12 protein-coding genes and 1 pseudogene are annotated in these 13477 nt (G+C 63.8%); 9 read left to right on the top strand and 4 right to left on the bottom strand.

Annotated elements, in window-relative coordinates:
* The 6 genes and pseudogenes from JWP83_RS00695 to JWP83_RS00715 all read left to right on the top strand — a co-directional run.
* On the top strand, positions 1-185 hold a 185-nt coding region (locus JWP83_RS00695; protein ID WP_297724649.1), incomplete at its 5' end, for an Hsp20 family protein.
* Positions 186-214: 29 nt separating this feature from the next.
* Entirely contained in the window at positions 215-691 is a 477-nt protein-coding gene (locus tag JWP83_RS00700) for a general stress protein (RefSeq protein WP_297724673.1), read from the top strand.
* Positions 692-694: 3 nt separating this feature from the next.
* Positions 695-1234, top strand: a pseudogene (locus tag JWP83_RS00705) (Hsp70 family protein); the annotation flags it as partial.
* A 2-nt stretch (positions 1235-1236) separates the two neighbouring features.
* Positions 1237-1539: a hypothetical protein gene (locus JWP83_RS00710; RefSeq protein WP_297724652.1), complete on the top strand. Its 303-nt coding sequence runs from the start codon at positions 1237-1239 to the stop codon at positions 1537-1539.
* A gap of 419 nt (positions 1540-1958) precedes the next feature.
* A complete protein-coding gene (locus tag JWP83_RS31095) occupies positions 1959-2282 on the top strand; it encodes a helix-turn-helix transcriptional regulator (RefSeq protein ID WP_367185560.1) in 324 nt (107 codons plus the stop codon).
* 292 nt (positions 2283-2574) lie between these two features.
* Complete coding sequence (locus tag JWP83_RS00715; RefSeq protein ID WP_297724655.1) at positions 2575-2814, top strand: hypothetical protein; 240 nt, start codon at positions 2575-2577, stop codon at positions 2812-2814.
* Between the two features lie 181 nt (positions 2815-2995).
* On the opposite strand, the gene JWP83_RS00720 is transcribed toward JWP83_RS00715, so the two are convergent.
* The gene (locus JWP83_RS00720; protein ID WP_297724657.1) at positions 2996-3256 is read right to left on the bottom strand and encodes a hypothetical protein; all 261 of its coding nucleotides are present in this window, start codon (positions 3254-3256) and stop codon (positions 2996-2998) included.
* Between the two features lie 659 nt (positions 3257-3915).
* Between JWP83_RS00720 and JWP83_RS00725 the strand changes: the two genes are divergently transcribed.
* From JWP83_RS00725 to JWP83_RS00735, 3 genes are all read left to right on the top strand, one after another.
* The gene (locus JWP83_RS00725) at positions 3916-4980 is read left to right on the top strand and encodes an AraC family transcriptional regulator (RefSeq protein ID WP_297724659.1); all 1065 of its coding nucleotides are present in this window, start codon (positions 3916-3918) and stop codon (positions 4978-4980) included.
* 1018 nt (positions 4981-5998) lie between these two features.
* Complete coding sequence (locus JWP83_RS00730; RefSeq protein ID WP_297724661.1) at positions 5999-6955, top strand: aldehyde reductase; 957 nt, start codon at positions 5999-6001, stop codon at positions 6953-6955.
* A gap of 125 nt (positions 6956-7080) precedes the next feature.
* Positions 7081-9108, top strand: coding sequence for an erythromycin esterase family protein (locus JWP83_RS00735; protein WP_297724663.1), 2028 nt, complete (start codon positions 7081-7083; stop codon positions 9106-9108).
* A 294-nt stretch (positions 9109-9402) separates the two neighbouring features.
* Here the strand turns inward: JWP83_RS00735 and JWP83_RS00740 are convergent, their stop codons facing one another.
* The 3 genes from JWP83_RS00740 to JWP83_RS00750 form a co-directional block, all read right to left on the bottom strand.
* A complete protein-coding gene (locus JWP83_RS00740) occupies positions 9403-11772 on the bottom strand; it encodes an APC family permease (RefSeq protein ID WP_297724665.1) in 2370 nt (789 codons plus the stop codon).
* Between the two features lie 472 nt (positions 11773-12244).
* The gene (locus JWP83_RS00745) at positions 12245-12433 is read right to left on the bottom strand and encodes a hypothetical protein (RefSeq protein ID WP_297724667.1); all 189 of its coding nucleotides are present in this window, start codon (positions 12431-12433) and stop codon (positions 12245-12247) included.
* Between the two features lie 406 nt (positions 12434-12839).
* The coding region (locus tag JWP83_RS00750; RefSeq protein WP_297724670.1) for a YhgE/Pip family protein at positions 12840-13477 on the bottom strand (638 nt) is incomplete at its 5' end.

The raw sequence follows: 13477 nt of genomic DNA on the forward strand, positions 1-13477 counted from the left end.
AACTGTTTCTCGGTGACAACCTAGATCCGACCAAACTCAGCGCCGCGTGCGAGCGGGGTGTGCTCACCTTGACCATTCCCGTCTCGGAGGCAAGCAAGCCCCGCAAGGTCGAGATCGGCAGTTCCGATGAGGGTCGGCAGTCCGTCCAAACGGATTCCGGTCAGCGCGAGTCGGTTAACGCATAGGTATCACGATGGTTCAACAGCCGGACGCGATGGCCTCGGCGGTGCCGCCGGACGCGCCGGCCCGCCAGGCCATCGCCACCTTCGATAACTATGCCGACGCCGAACGCACAGTGGACTACCTCGCCGATCAGCAGTTCCCGGTGAACCGGCTGGCGATCGTCGGCCGAGATCCGGAGTTAGTCGGGCAGGTCACCGGGCACATGAACTACGGCCTGGCGGCGCTGCGCGGCGCAACCCCAGGTGGTCTGGTGGGAGCGCTGATCGGCTGGATCGTCGGCTTGTTCAACTGGATCGAGCCCTCCGCGCCGGCGCTGGCCGCCTACGGATTGATTTTCGGCGCGATCGGGGGCGCCGTGTTAGGACTGCTCGTGCACGCGTTGCAACGCGGCCGGCGCGACTTCCATTCGATCAGCAGGCTGGTGCCCCGGTGCTACGACGTCGTCGCCGGCGCCGGCGTGGCCGATCGTGCGGTGCAGCTACTCAGCAGCGGTGACCGAAGCGAGTAGCTCATGGCGACGGCAGTGGCGATCGACCTCGGGACGACGAATTCCGTGATCGCCGCCTGGCAGGGTGGTGAGCCGATCGTCATTCCCAACGCCGAGGGCGCTCGCGCGACGCCCTCGGTGGTGGCGTTCACCGAGAGCGGGGAGCGCCTGGTCGGGCAACTGGCCAGGCGACAATCCATCATGAACCCCAAGGGCACCATCTACTCGGCGAAACGATTCATCGGCCGTCGCTTCGACGAGATAGCGGAGGAAGCCAAGGCGGTGAGTTTCGACGTCGTCGACGGCGACGGTGGCGCAGCCCGATTCGAGGTGCGCGGCAAGCAATACGCGCCCGAGCAGATCAGCGCGCACGTGCTGCGCAAACTCGTCGACGACGCGAGTGAGTTCCTCGGGGAGCGGGTCAAGGAAGCCGTGATCACCGTTCCGGCGTACTTCAACGACGCCCAGCGCAACGCCACCAAGGATGCCGGCCGGATCGCCGGCCTGGACGTGTTGCGCATCATCAACGAACCCACGGCCGCGGCCCTCGCGTACGGATTGGACACATGATCGGTGCCAGCACCCTCGACGAGTACCGCAAGCACATCGAGAACGACGCGGTGACGATAGCGGTGTGCGCCGAGGTCCACGAGGTACAGGGCGACGGCGCGCTCGAGACGATAGTGACCGAGGATCTGCGGACCGGCGAGCGAGGCCACATCGATACCCGGGCCGTGTTCGTGTTCATCGGTGCGGTGCCCAACACCGCATGGCTGACCGGCGCCGTTGCCCTCCCTGACCATGGCTTCGTGCCGACCGGCCCGGCCGCCAATCCGGACACCCCAGCCCGGCGTCTTCGCCCCCGGTGACGTGCGCTGCGGATCGGTCAAACCGGTCGCATCCGCGGTCGGGGAGGGATCGATGGCCATCCCCAAATCCACCAATACTTCGGAGCCTAGTGATGATCAAGGGGCTACCACCGCTTCTATACAGGCGCGGCCGGCTCAAGAACGCGGGTACGCGACGATTTGACCCCGACGTCAACTGCCGTACCCGGGGACCACATCCACACGTCTTTTCGCGTGACCGTAACGAGATTTATGGGCCGCCAGTCGAGACAACCCTCTACACTGACGGCGGTGAGCATCGCCAACGGGCTGGCCATGCAAACTCTGCAAAACCTCCTCATCAGGGCCTGATGCTGATGCAGCCGCACAACTACACTGACGCTCTTAGCAAGCACGCAAACTCGCCGGCGCGGGGAGCAGTCATGCGCGCCATCGAGCTGATGCGGGCGCATCCCGAAACGTCATGGACAACAGGGAAACTGGCGCAGACAGTGGGAGTCAGCGCCAGGGCATTACAGAAAGGCTTCGCGCGCTCCGACGAGCTGCCGCCCATGACATACCTTCGCCACCTGCGTCTGCACCGCGCGCATTCTGAGCTCCTAGACGCGCATCCGCGGTCCGTCACAGTAACCGCGGTAGCCAGCGGCTGGGGCTTCTTACACTTCGGTCGCTTCGCCCAGCAGTACTGCCAAATATTTGGCGAGTCCCCCTCAGCAACGCTAAGGGGCGGCCGCAACGACCGCGCACACACTGAGGACCTTTAACAGCGAGGACGATCAATAGTGTGCCTGATGATGACCGCGTATCCGGCCGACGAACCGAAGTCTTCGGCGATGACGCCAATGCGTTCATCATTACTGGCGGGATATACTCGAATGCGTTGGCCCACTGAAAGTCTGAACTGTGTGACATCAACTAAATCTACTGAATAGGCGGCGCCGCGCTGACGTAGCGCCCATTCTGTCCCCGGTTTTCGATAATGAGCGTGATTTAGGTCTCGTCCTCTCCGCTCAGATCTGCACAGCACGAACTGCTCCGGTCAACGAAAATGGGAAAGTGGACGACCGGGCCGAGTCCGACCTGGCGTGGGAACTAGCAGACGCGGTCAGCCCCATGCTCGCCGACCCTGACCGCGCCCAGCAATACGCCACTATCGGTTCATGCGAGCCATACACCGCGATCGATGCTCTTTTGCAAATCATTACGTATCAGAGCTTGCCCGTACCTGCCGAGCTCATAAGCAAACTCACCAACTCACTCGACGCCTCGCGCACAGCGGCGACGCGACGCGCCTAAACGAAGTGCTCGAGGCCATCATTGCCGCCCGGCCACTGCGATGAATATGAGAAGTGAAAGCCTTCTTGGCACGCGGGGTTTTCGGCGTCTGCTGTTCGGGCGTGGGTCGGCCTCGGGGGACATCGACCGTGGCCAAGGAGCGCCGCGGTTTACTTGCGGTTCGCGGTGGCATCAGCGTCCGCTACATTTCCTCGACGCAGCCATCTGACCATTCGACGCGCGTGCCGTAGTCGGGATGCGCGTAAATGTGAATGGCGTAGAGATCTTGTAGAGAGTCCCACCACGCGCAACTTCGCACGCCCACGCGCCAGCGTTGCGCCACCCTGCCGTCGGTGAATTCGCACATCTCGAACTGGACTTCATCGGGCTCGCCGTAGTTGGGCTGCTCAAACTCCGTCTTCAACGCCTTGGCATGCGTTCGGTAGACGACTGCGGTTCTCAAAGCTGCCTTTCGAGTACTCGTTTCAAATGCGGCCCGGACCTTTGTCTTGGTCGCCGGTTTTGACGACCAGCGCGTCAGCGGCCTCACGCAGCGTCTTGCCGCGGCGATCGCGCCACCGACATCCCGGACGCATTTGCTTCGCTCTGCCGTTTACCGTGATCCCCCCTTCGGAACCGCCACACCGTGACCATCGCACACCTTTAGCCTCGCCGGCGGCGCCCCTCAGGTCACCGGCCGCTTTCATTACGACGGTTTCGTCGCCGGGCAGATATTGCAGTTCGATCCGGAAGGAGCCAGCTGGTCGTCCATTCAATAGCCTGGTTTGTCCACGTCGCCTCCCTGCATGCGTAATGGCCCTAGCTGTAGCTAAATGGACTGATACAGTCGTGTGATAGCCCCTAAGCGTCCCGATCTTGTCCGCTTTCCGTCAACCGGAGGTATGCGCATGGGCGAAAGGTCGCGGAGTTCCTACTCGGTTAACTTGCCTCTGACGGGACTACCGCTACCCAGCTTTTCTGCCCAGCAGCGCGGTGTAGAGATGTACACGGTTGCATTTCTCGCTGCGCCGGCGCGATCCGGGTCGGTATGGCTAGCCAATAGCATGGGGCTTCAATAAGAGCGGAAAGATACGATCGCTGAATCCAAGCTGGGAGCAACAAATGACCGAGTTAGTCTTCGACTTGGCGCCTGAGGTTCGGACCACGGACGTCGATGAGGCGGCCGATGCTTTGGGCCGCGTCTTTGTGGCGGCCGAGCTGACTCCGATCGGCACCAAATCGGTGAACATGCGGATGAACGCGGTGCAGCTTCCGCTGTTGACCGCCGGCTACCTCGGCTTCGGCGCCGACATCAGTATCCGGGCGGACGACGTGACTGCCTACTACATCGATGCCCCGTTATCCGGCCGGGCTGTGAGTCGCTGGCGTGACGGGGGGCTTGTTAAGACGACGACCGGGTCAGTCGCGGTATTCACACCGGGCACGCCATGCGTTCTTGACTGGTCCGGCGACTGCGGTCAGATCTGTCTTAAGGTTTCTGAACCACAGATGCGACGGCAGCTGGAAGCCATGCTCAATCGCCCTGTGCACAAACGAATTACGTTTGACCGGCAGCTCAATCTGAGCACCACCGCCGCGAACGATTGGTATCAGTTAGTCCGGCTCTTGGCCCGTCAAGTCGGGCAACCCGGTGGGCTTCTCAACCACCAGCTCGCCGTGGGGAACCTGCAGCATCTGCTGATCCAGGGCCTGCTGCAGATACAACCCCACAATCACACCGAGGCTTTGACTGAAAGCGAAGTCCCGGCGAGCCCAGCTGTCGCGAAGCGGGCGATCGATCTGATGCACGCGCACCCGGAAACACCATGGAGCACTGGCGAACTGGCACTAGCAACCGGGGTCAGCGCACGAGCCCTGCAGCGGGCGTTTGAGCGGTGCGGCCAGCCTCCGCCGATGATTTATCTGCGGCGGCTTCGGCTGCACCGGGTGCACGCAGAACTCGCCGCTCACTCTCCGGACTCGGTCACGGTAACGATGGTTGCGGGCCGTTGGGGGTTCGTGCACCTTGGCAGGTTTGCCAGTCAATATCGTCAGCTGTTCGGTGAAACTCCCTCGGAAACACTGCGCGCCGGGGCGGCGAGCCTATCCCACACCGCCTCTTTAACTGAGGGTCCACACGCGGCCGCTACGGTGACGAAGTCGTCCATCCCTCTCATTTCCACGTGATATGTGCCATCGACGTGACACGGAGATGATGAGAATATGACATCGGCTTTGAGAGCCTAATGGCAATCGATCGGCGCCGTTGACGGTCGTGTGGCTGATTTGCGCGGAGGCCGATCACCGACCTGCCGGCTGGTGAGCACTTGTGAGAACCTGTGGCGTTGATCGACTTCTAGCTGTAGAGGGTGCCCCGGCCGGTTGGTAAGGCCGCCTGTAACGCTGACGTGCTCGGGTCCGAGGACCGCACCGCGCGGCGGACGCGTGGTTACGCCGTCCAGGTGTTGCCATTGCATAGTTCATGAGATACCAAGGGGCGCTTTGGGTCTGGGGGGTGACCGTTTGTCAGGTATGGCGAAGCGGCGTGGCGGCTGGCGTGCGGTCATCACCTATGACGCCCGAATGCTTTCACCAGCAGCGGGTCTCGGGATCTCAACAGCATCTCCGCACTAGGGCGTTGAGCAGCCAGTTGTCACCGCGGAACATTGATCGGCTGTGGCGATGATGGCAGTGCGACATTGACTCGGTGTGCGAGATTCAAGAGACTGCATCGGCCAACCGGCTTGGCATGATTATCGCGAACTATCGCTGGGGTAGCAGAGCATTGCGCCGCGGCTCACCGAGCGAGGTGGGGCACCAGATCCGCGTTTCCGCAGGGCGAGAAGCATGGCCACGCCAGTCGCAAACCCTGCGCATTGAGCTGACCTGACATCCGAGATAGGCCGCGGCGCCGGCGACCGCCGACTGTCGCGCTTGCGCTAGTTGAACCGTCCCGGCTACCCGAAGTTCGCTGCTGCGCAAGACCGCTCCGTCGAGGCCGCCCGCGCCTCGTACTGACGGGACGAATCGCAAGCCGCGGTTTCACGCGCCCAGGCCGGTAGCGGACGCAACAGAATCGGTCGACTATAAAGCCCGTCGCAAGCGGGTACACCGGTGTTGCGAACAGTATCCAAGTACCGTGCCGGCTACGCGTCGGCGGCAGGATCTTCCAAATGCGGTTGGGGGCATGATGGCTAGCGGACAGGTGCTCGTCACCGGCGGCTCCGGCTTTGTGGGTTCGCACTGCGTCGTCGCGCTGCTGAACGCCGGCTATCGCGTCCGCACGAGCCTGCGATCTCGCGCGCGGGAGGCCGATGTACGAGACATGGTGGCGCGCGGTGGCGCCGAGCCGGGAGACAAACTCACAGTCACCGTCGCCGACCTCAACTCCGACGACGGCTGGCCCGAGGCGGTCGACGGATGCGACTACGTGCTTCACGTCGCCTCGCCGTTCCCGCCGGATGAGCCCCGTGAGGCAAACAAGGTGATCGTGCCGGCCGGCCTCGGCACCCTGCGTGTCCTGCGCGCCGCGCGGCACGCAGGCGTCAAACGGGTCGTACTCACATCGTCGTTCGCCGCGATCGCCCGCGGCCACGGCAAGGTCGACCGCGAGTTCACCGAGGACGACTGGACCAACCTCGACGGCGAAGGCGTCACGGCCTACGTCAAATCCAAGGTGCTGGCCGAGCGCGCCGCCTGGGACTTCATCAAAAACGAAGGTGGGCACACCGAACTCAGTGTGATCAACCCAACCGCCACGTTCGGGCCCACGCTCAGCGACGACATCTCCGCGTCTTTGGCCGTGATCGTGACTCTGCTTATCGACCCGCAGGCACTGATGCCCAACATCAGTTTTCCCGTCGCCGACGTGCGCGACGTTGCCGACATCCATGTGCGCGCCATGACCCATCACGCCGCGGCCGGTGAGCGGTTCATTGCCTGCTGCGATGGCGGCCCCATCACGATGCTGCAAGCCGCCTACATCCTGCGCGACTGGAACGGTGCCAAATCGGTCATTGCGGCGCCCGTGAGCGGTGATGCCCTGCGTCCCTGCAACCGCAAGGCCAAGACCGTCCTCGGCTTCACTCCAGGCCCGATCGACGAAGCGCTCCTCGCGACCGCAGGAAGCCTGGTCCGTTTAGGACTCGTGCCGCCGCCGTGAGACCACCACCGAATAACCCTGCCCGGCAACGAAATCGATGCTGCCCGATCTCCGGGTACCCGCAGATCAACGCGTGGCATCGCGGCCGACAACAATCCGAAGCCGTTTCCGAATGGAGTTAGACCATGACTCAAGCGACAACTACGTCAAGGCGCGTTTTTCGCGACCGGCGCGAGGCCGGCCGTGTGCTAGCCCGGCTGCTGAGCGCTTACCGCGGCAGGCCCGACGTCGTGATCCTCGGGTTGCCGCGGGGCGGCATGCCCGTGGCCTGGGAGGTGGCGGCGGCGTTCGGCGCTCCGCTCGACGCGTTCGTGGTTCGCAAGCTCGGCGCGCCCGGACACGATGAATTCGCGGTAGGAGCCATGGCCGTCGGCGGTCGTGTGGTGGTCAACGACGACGTGCTGCGCGCGCTGCGGATCACACCCGAGCAACTCCGTGAAGTCGCCGAACGCGAGGGCCGCGAGCTGATCCGGCGCGAGGCGGCATACCGCGGCGGTCGGCCCCCCGTCGACGTCACCGGTAAGACTGTCATCCTCGTCGACGACGGGCTGGCGACCGGTGCCAGCATGCTGGCGGCGGTAGAGGCACTTCGCGAGTCCCAACCGGCGCAGATCGTCATCGCCGTGCCGGCGGCTCCCGAATCGACATGGCGCGAGTTCGCCGGACTCGTCGACGACTTCGTGTGCGCAACCATGCCGCACCCGTTCCTGGCGGTCGGCGAGTCGTATTGGGACTTCAGCCAAGTCAGCGACGAGGAGGTCCGCGAGCTGCTCGCCATTCCAACGACAACGGGCACGCCAACGATGGCGGTCGAAAGCCCCGCCGATGCGGTGCGCCGGGTGGCTGTCGACGCTCCCGACGGCGTTCCGCCTCCCGCCGTGCTGGAAAAGCTGATCGGAGACGCCCGGGTCGTCCTGATCGGCGAGAGCTCTCACGGCACCCACGAGTTCTACCAGGCGCGCGCCGAGATCACGAGGTGGCTGATCCAAAGCAAGGGATTTCGTGGTGTGGCAACCGAAGCCGACTGGCCCGACGCCTACCGGGTCAACCGTTTCGTGCGTGGTATCGGTGACGACGCTACCGCCGAGGAAGGGCTACGCGGATTCGAGCGCTTTCCGACGTGGATGTGGCGTAACACAGTGGTGCGCGACTTCGCCGACTGGCTGCGTGACCGCAATCAACAAGTCGACCGTCGGCGGCAGGCTGGCTTCTACGGCCTGGACCTCTATAGCCTGCACAGGTCGATGCAGGAGGTCATCGGCTATCTCGACACGGTAGACCCGGCAGCCGCGGCGCGTGCTCGTCACCGCTACTCGTGCTTCGACCACGCATCGGCGGACGACGACGGGCAAGCCTACGGGTTTGCGGCGGCGTTCGGTGCCGGGCCGTCGTGCGAGCAGCAGGCTGTCGACCAGCTGTTCGACATTCAGCGGAATTCGCTGGAGTACGCGCGCCGCGAGGGGCTGCTCGCCGAGGACGAGGCCTTCTACGCCGAACGCAATGCACAGGTCGTTCGCGACGCGGAAGTCTACTACCGCGCGATGTTCAGCGGACGGGTCAACTCCTGGAACCTTCGCGACCATCACATGGCAGACACGCTGGATGCCTTGCTGACGCATCTTGATCACCAGGACGATGCCGAACCCGCCCGAATCGTGGTGTGGGCGCACAATTCCCACGTCGGTGATGCCCGCGCGACTGAGGTCTACGCGGACGGTCAAATCACCCTGGGCCAGCTCGCACGGGACCTCTACGGCGACAAGACACGGCTGATTGGGTTCAGCACCTACACCGGTACGGTGACCGCGGCCAGCGAATGGGGCGGAATCGCGGAGCGCAAGACCGTTAGACCGGGCTTGCCCACCAGCGTCGAGGAGGTGTTCCACGAAACGAACACCGATTCGTTCTTTGTGGCCATGCGCGATGGGGACGGTGTCTCCGCCGAGCCGCTGGACGACGTCCGGCTGGCACGCGCAATCGGGGTCGTCTACCTCCCCGCGACGGAACGGCAGAGCCACTACTACCACGTGCGGCCCACCGATCAATTCGACGCGATGATCCACATCGACAACACCCGCGCTCTGGAGCCCCTCGAGCTGACCAGCGAGTGGATCGCCGGCGAGATTCCCGAAACGTACCCGACGGGCCTCTAGCCGCGCGCCCTCAACAACCGGGAGGGTGCCCTGGACGCAATGGTTGGTCCCCACCGCACACTGCTCGACGAAAACAGCCCACTGCGAAGTGGCGCCCGAAATCGCCAAAGTGCTGAGTAACAACGGCTATTCGCAGAGGTCATCCGGTCCAGCGCCGTGTCGGGGAGTGATCACGCTCGACGATCATGGCTTTAATCCGACCGGCCCTGCCGCACGCTACACTGACACCGACCGTCAGAGCCGAACGATCAGGTACCACAAACGGCTCACCGCGAGCTGTCGGGACATATCGCCTTACGGATCGGCGGTTGCGGTAGTGATGGGGTTCTCGTCCGCTTCCTGTGGCCCGGGTTCGGGTGCCTCCAGAATCCGGTAGCGCGGGTTGGACATGTACACGGGTCCGTTGCCGGATCGGCGCGCCCTGCCGGTGATCTGCACCAGCTGCCCGGGCTGGATATCCGCGCCCGCGGGCGGTGAGAACCTCACCCGCAGTTCGCCGCTGCTATCGGCGATCACAACGGTGCGCGTTGTCTTGCCCCGTTTATGAATCTGGTCAACCTCTGTCACCCGTCCCTCGATGGTGCTGCGGCGCCCCGCCACCAGCCCGGCCACCGGAATGACCGTCGGTGGCGGCTCCGGGAGCTCGTAGGTGTTAATCAGCCGCTGCTCGTCCCGAATTATCCGCTCCCCCACTCTTGCCACCAGTCCGGTGATCCGATCCTCTACAGCTCGTGGAAACGCCTGCCGGATGCCGGACTGCACGTCGTACGGCACGATCGTGGCGGCTGCGTGCTGGATCCGGCTGACCGCCCGCGCGATTTTGTCGGCGGTCCGATCATGCAACAGACGTCCGAGCAGCGGAGCATAGCTGCGCCGGGGCAACAGCGCTGTGACGTTGGTATCGGGCAACTCGTCACGGGTTGCAGCCACCAGTTCTTGGGCCGCCCGAATCAGTCGCCGATCGGGACGGTCGATGATCCGCAGCGGTGTCTGCAGTTGGTAATACTCCCAGTTTTTGCGCAGCCGGTCTGCGTGCACCGCGTCGATCATGATGTGCACCGCCGTCAGCTCGTCGGCGCGCAGCCCTCGCCCATAGCGCAGGGCCTCAAGCACGGCGAGATCCACCGCGTTGACGAATGCCAGGACCCGGTGCCTGGCGTATTTCACCAGCTCTGGCCGACTGGTGCGGAACTGTTCCAGAATCGCTGCCTCGGCACGATATTCCCAATTGAGCCGAATCAGCACCCACACCAGCAGCGGGAGGACCACTACGACCAGCCACGCACCCTCGGTGAACTTCGCGACGGCGAAGATAGCGACGACAATGCTGGAGGTCACCCCGGCGGACAGGTTGATCACCAGGTTGCGCCGCCAGCCAGGGGCCTTATGCCTCAGGTGGTGTTTGCTCATGCCATACCCGGCCATCGCAAACCCGGTGAACACCCCAATCGCGTAGAACGGCACCAATGCGTTGACGGTGCCGCCGGTGGCCACGAGCAGGATTATCGACAGCACGGTCAGCATGATGATGCCGTTCGAAAACACCAGGCGATGGCCACGTTTGGTCAACCAATTTGGGAGGAACCTGTCCTCGGCCACGAAGTTTGCGAGGGCCGGAAAACCGTTGAAGCTGGTATTAGCGCCGGTGTAGAGGATTGCGGCGCTGGCGACCTGCAGTAGCACATAGAGCATATGGCCGACGAGCCCGTTGCCGAAGACCACGCGCGCCACCTCGGAGAGCACCGACGGGTACCCGGCCGCATACGGAGCGGCACGGATGACGTGGGTCAGATAACTCACCCCGGCCACGAGGAACCCAAGGATGCATGCCATCACCGTCAGGACACGGCGAGCGTTCGGGCCCTGCGGTTTCCGGAAGACACTCACGGTGTTGGAAATAGCCTCGACACCGGTCAAGGAAGAGCCGCCGTTGGCGAAGGCCCGCAACAACACCAAGATCGACGCACCCATCACCAGCCCACCGTCTTGATGAATAGCGACCACTCCACTGATGTTCTGCGGATCGTAGGCCGGCAGCGGCGAGACGAGTTGCCGGACAACGCCGGTCAGGATCATCAGCGTCATCATGGTGACAAAGAAATACGTCGGCACCGCAAACGACCGCCCGGCCTCGCGAAGCCCGCGCAGGTTGGCGTAACACATCACCAGCACCACCGTGACGGTGACCTCCAGGCTGTAGGGCCCAAGCGGGCGAATCGCCGAGACCACAGCCACGGTGCCGGCAGCCGCCTGGACGGCGACAGTGACCACGTAGTCGATCAGCAAGGCCGCCGCCGCGACCTGCGCCACCCGGGGACCGAAGTTGTCCCGCGCCACCACATATGACCCCCCTGCTCGGGTGTAGGCCATCACCACCTGTCTGTAGGACGCGGCGACCACGACGAGAATCACCAGGATCACCCCGGTAATCGGCAGCAAAAGCGTGAACGCGGCAAGCCCCGCAAAGGGCAGCAGCTCGATCAGGATCTCTTCGGTGCCGTACGCGCTCGACGAGATCGCGTCGGGCGAAAGGACCCCCAACGCAACCGGATTGGACAGGCGTTCGGCCTTGAGCTGTTCACTGACCAGCGGCTTGCCCAGAACCAGGCACTTTATCGCGTACCCGATCGACTCGGGCATGAACGCACCGGGCGTGTCCGTCATCGCCCTGCCAACCACGGCAAAATCGCGGCAGCCACCCCCGACGCAGCTAGCGACGCGCGGCCGGGTTGTCGTGTGCCGGGCACGCTCAGGACGGCAGCGACACGGCCGTTGATAATCGGCGCGAGCCGGCCGGTTGTCTGCGCAAGTTCGGTGGGAAGAAGGTGGGCCCCTCTGACGCGGCAGTGCGGTGAGGCGAGAGTGAGAGGGCTATCTGCGAGCACTGAGCCCGGCCATTTATCGGCCGAGTCGTTGGTGTCATCGCGCAGCAGGCGCCGGCGCGCCATCGCCGCCACCTGTCGTCGTCGCTCTCGATGGGAACGTCTGCCGCCATCGTGAACGCCGTGACAGGACGTCCCGGTTGTCAACCGCTCGAAGCAATATCGGCGCCTCGGCGTGGGTACTGGACGTTCACCACCGAATCGACCGTCGCAGACTGCGGTTTGCGAGCCGCCCGATTGTTTCTCCGCGGCGATCACGGCGCCATCGCATGCGCCGACGGGCTACTACCCCGGCGTAAGCGCAGGAACTGGTCGGCAAGCCACACGAGGGCAAGACCGTTGGGATCGACGCCGGGTATCACATCGAGCATCTGGTAGGCGTCACCAATGCATTGAGCGAGTAAATCGCGCTCTCTTTCCTCCACGCCAGCCTCAGTTGTCATATTGGGTCTCCTGATCAGTGGGTCGTTAGCGGCAGAATGCTCCCGCAGACTAGATTGAGCGAACGCGCCGGTCCGATACCTGAGCCTGCCTTTGCGAAAAAGTTGGGTTCGAATTGACCTTGCGGGACAGGTGCTTTGGCAAACAGGAGCCACGGGCCCCAATCCCTGGTCACCGGCCGGCCTTCATGGTTGTACCTCCGATGCGATTGTCGTCCCGTCGCCGACGTGGGTCCTGACCCCGCGGGACGAGCTTGGGGCCCAACTCCTCCGACGCTCGTCAAAGTCGGGATACCCAACCAGGCGCATCCAGCGGCCCCTCCCCAGATCGAGCGAGATGCGTCGTCTTGATGTCAAAGGGCGGACTGCAGGGCCGCCACCCGACGTCATACGTGTGACGCTCCGGAAGTCACACGCGAATCGGTGGGTCCAGGCGGTTCATGGTGAACTGTCGATTTCGGCTTGCCGCCCACGTGCTTGCGCCGAGCGACGCGCACAGCACGGTGAGCAGAACGGCTATCGCCGCCCACAGCCTGGAGTCGATGCCCCCAACGGTTAGTTCACGTAGGCCGTTGACCGCGTAGGTCATCGGATCGAACGGGTGCAGGATCTGAAAGGGCTTAGCCGTTGTCTCGACGGGATAGAGGCCGCCCGATGAGACCAGCTGCAGCATCAGGAAGGCCAGGGCGATGACCCGGCCGACCGCCACGCCAAAGACAGCGTTAAAAGCCTGGATCAACGCGACGAACGTCGCTGCGATGAGGCTCAGGAATGCGACCGTACCTATCGGGTGTTTCGCAGCCAGTCCCACACCGAAGTGAACGACCACATACATTACGAGTACCTGGCAGACGGCGACGAGCAGGGCGCCCCCGTATGAGGCCAGCACCACTCGCAACGTGCTCAGTCCGTGAAGGATTGGTCGTGTCTGCAACGCGGACAGCAGCATCCAAATGATCAGCGCGCCGATGAAGAGGGCCAGCGGCAGAAAGAACGGCGCAAGGCCGGTGCCGAAGGTGGCTGCGCGGTGGGTGAAGCCGAGGTCGA

Source organism: Mycobacterium sp. (assembly GCF_025965855.1).
Taxonomy (GTDB): Bacteria; Actinomycetota; Actinomycetes; order Mycobacteriales; family Mycobacteriaceae; genus Mycobacterium.

What these genes read in the sequence shown, in the direction of transcription:
- JWP83_RS00745 (WP_297724667.1), bottom strand. Translation starts at nt 12,433, where the DNA reads ATGACAACTGAGGCTGGCGTGGAGGAAAGAGAGCGCGATTTACTCGCT.
- JWP83_RS00710 (WP_297724652.1), top strand. Translation starts at nt 1,237, where the DNA reads ATGATCGGTGCCAGCACCCTCGACGAGTACCGCAAGCACATCGAGAAC.
- JWP83_RS00735 (WP_297724663.1), top strand. Translation starts at nt 7,081, where the DNA reads ATGACTCAAGCGACAACTACGTCAAGGCGCGTTTTTCGCGACCGGCGC.
- JWP83_RS00725 (WP_297724659.1), top strand. Translation starts at nt 3,916, where the DNA reads ATGACCGAGTTAGTCTTCGACTTGGCGCCTGAGGTTCGGACCACGGAC.
- JWP83_RS00700 (WP_297724673.1), top strand. Translation starts at nt 215, where the DNA reads ATGGCCTCGGCGGTGCCGCCGGACGCGCCGGCCCGCCAGGCCATCGCC.
- JWP83_RS00740 (WP_297724665.1), bottom strand. Translation starts at nt 11,772, where the DNA reads ATGACGGACACGCCCGGTGCGTTCATGCCCGAGTCGATCGGGTACGCG.
- JWP83_RS31095 (WP_367185560.1), top strand. Translation starts at nt 1,959, where the DNA reads ATGCGGGCGCATCCCGAAACGTCATGGACAACAGGGAAACTGGCGCAG.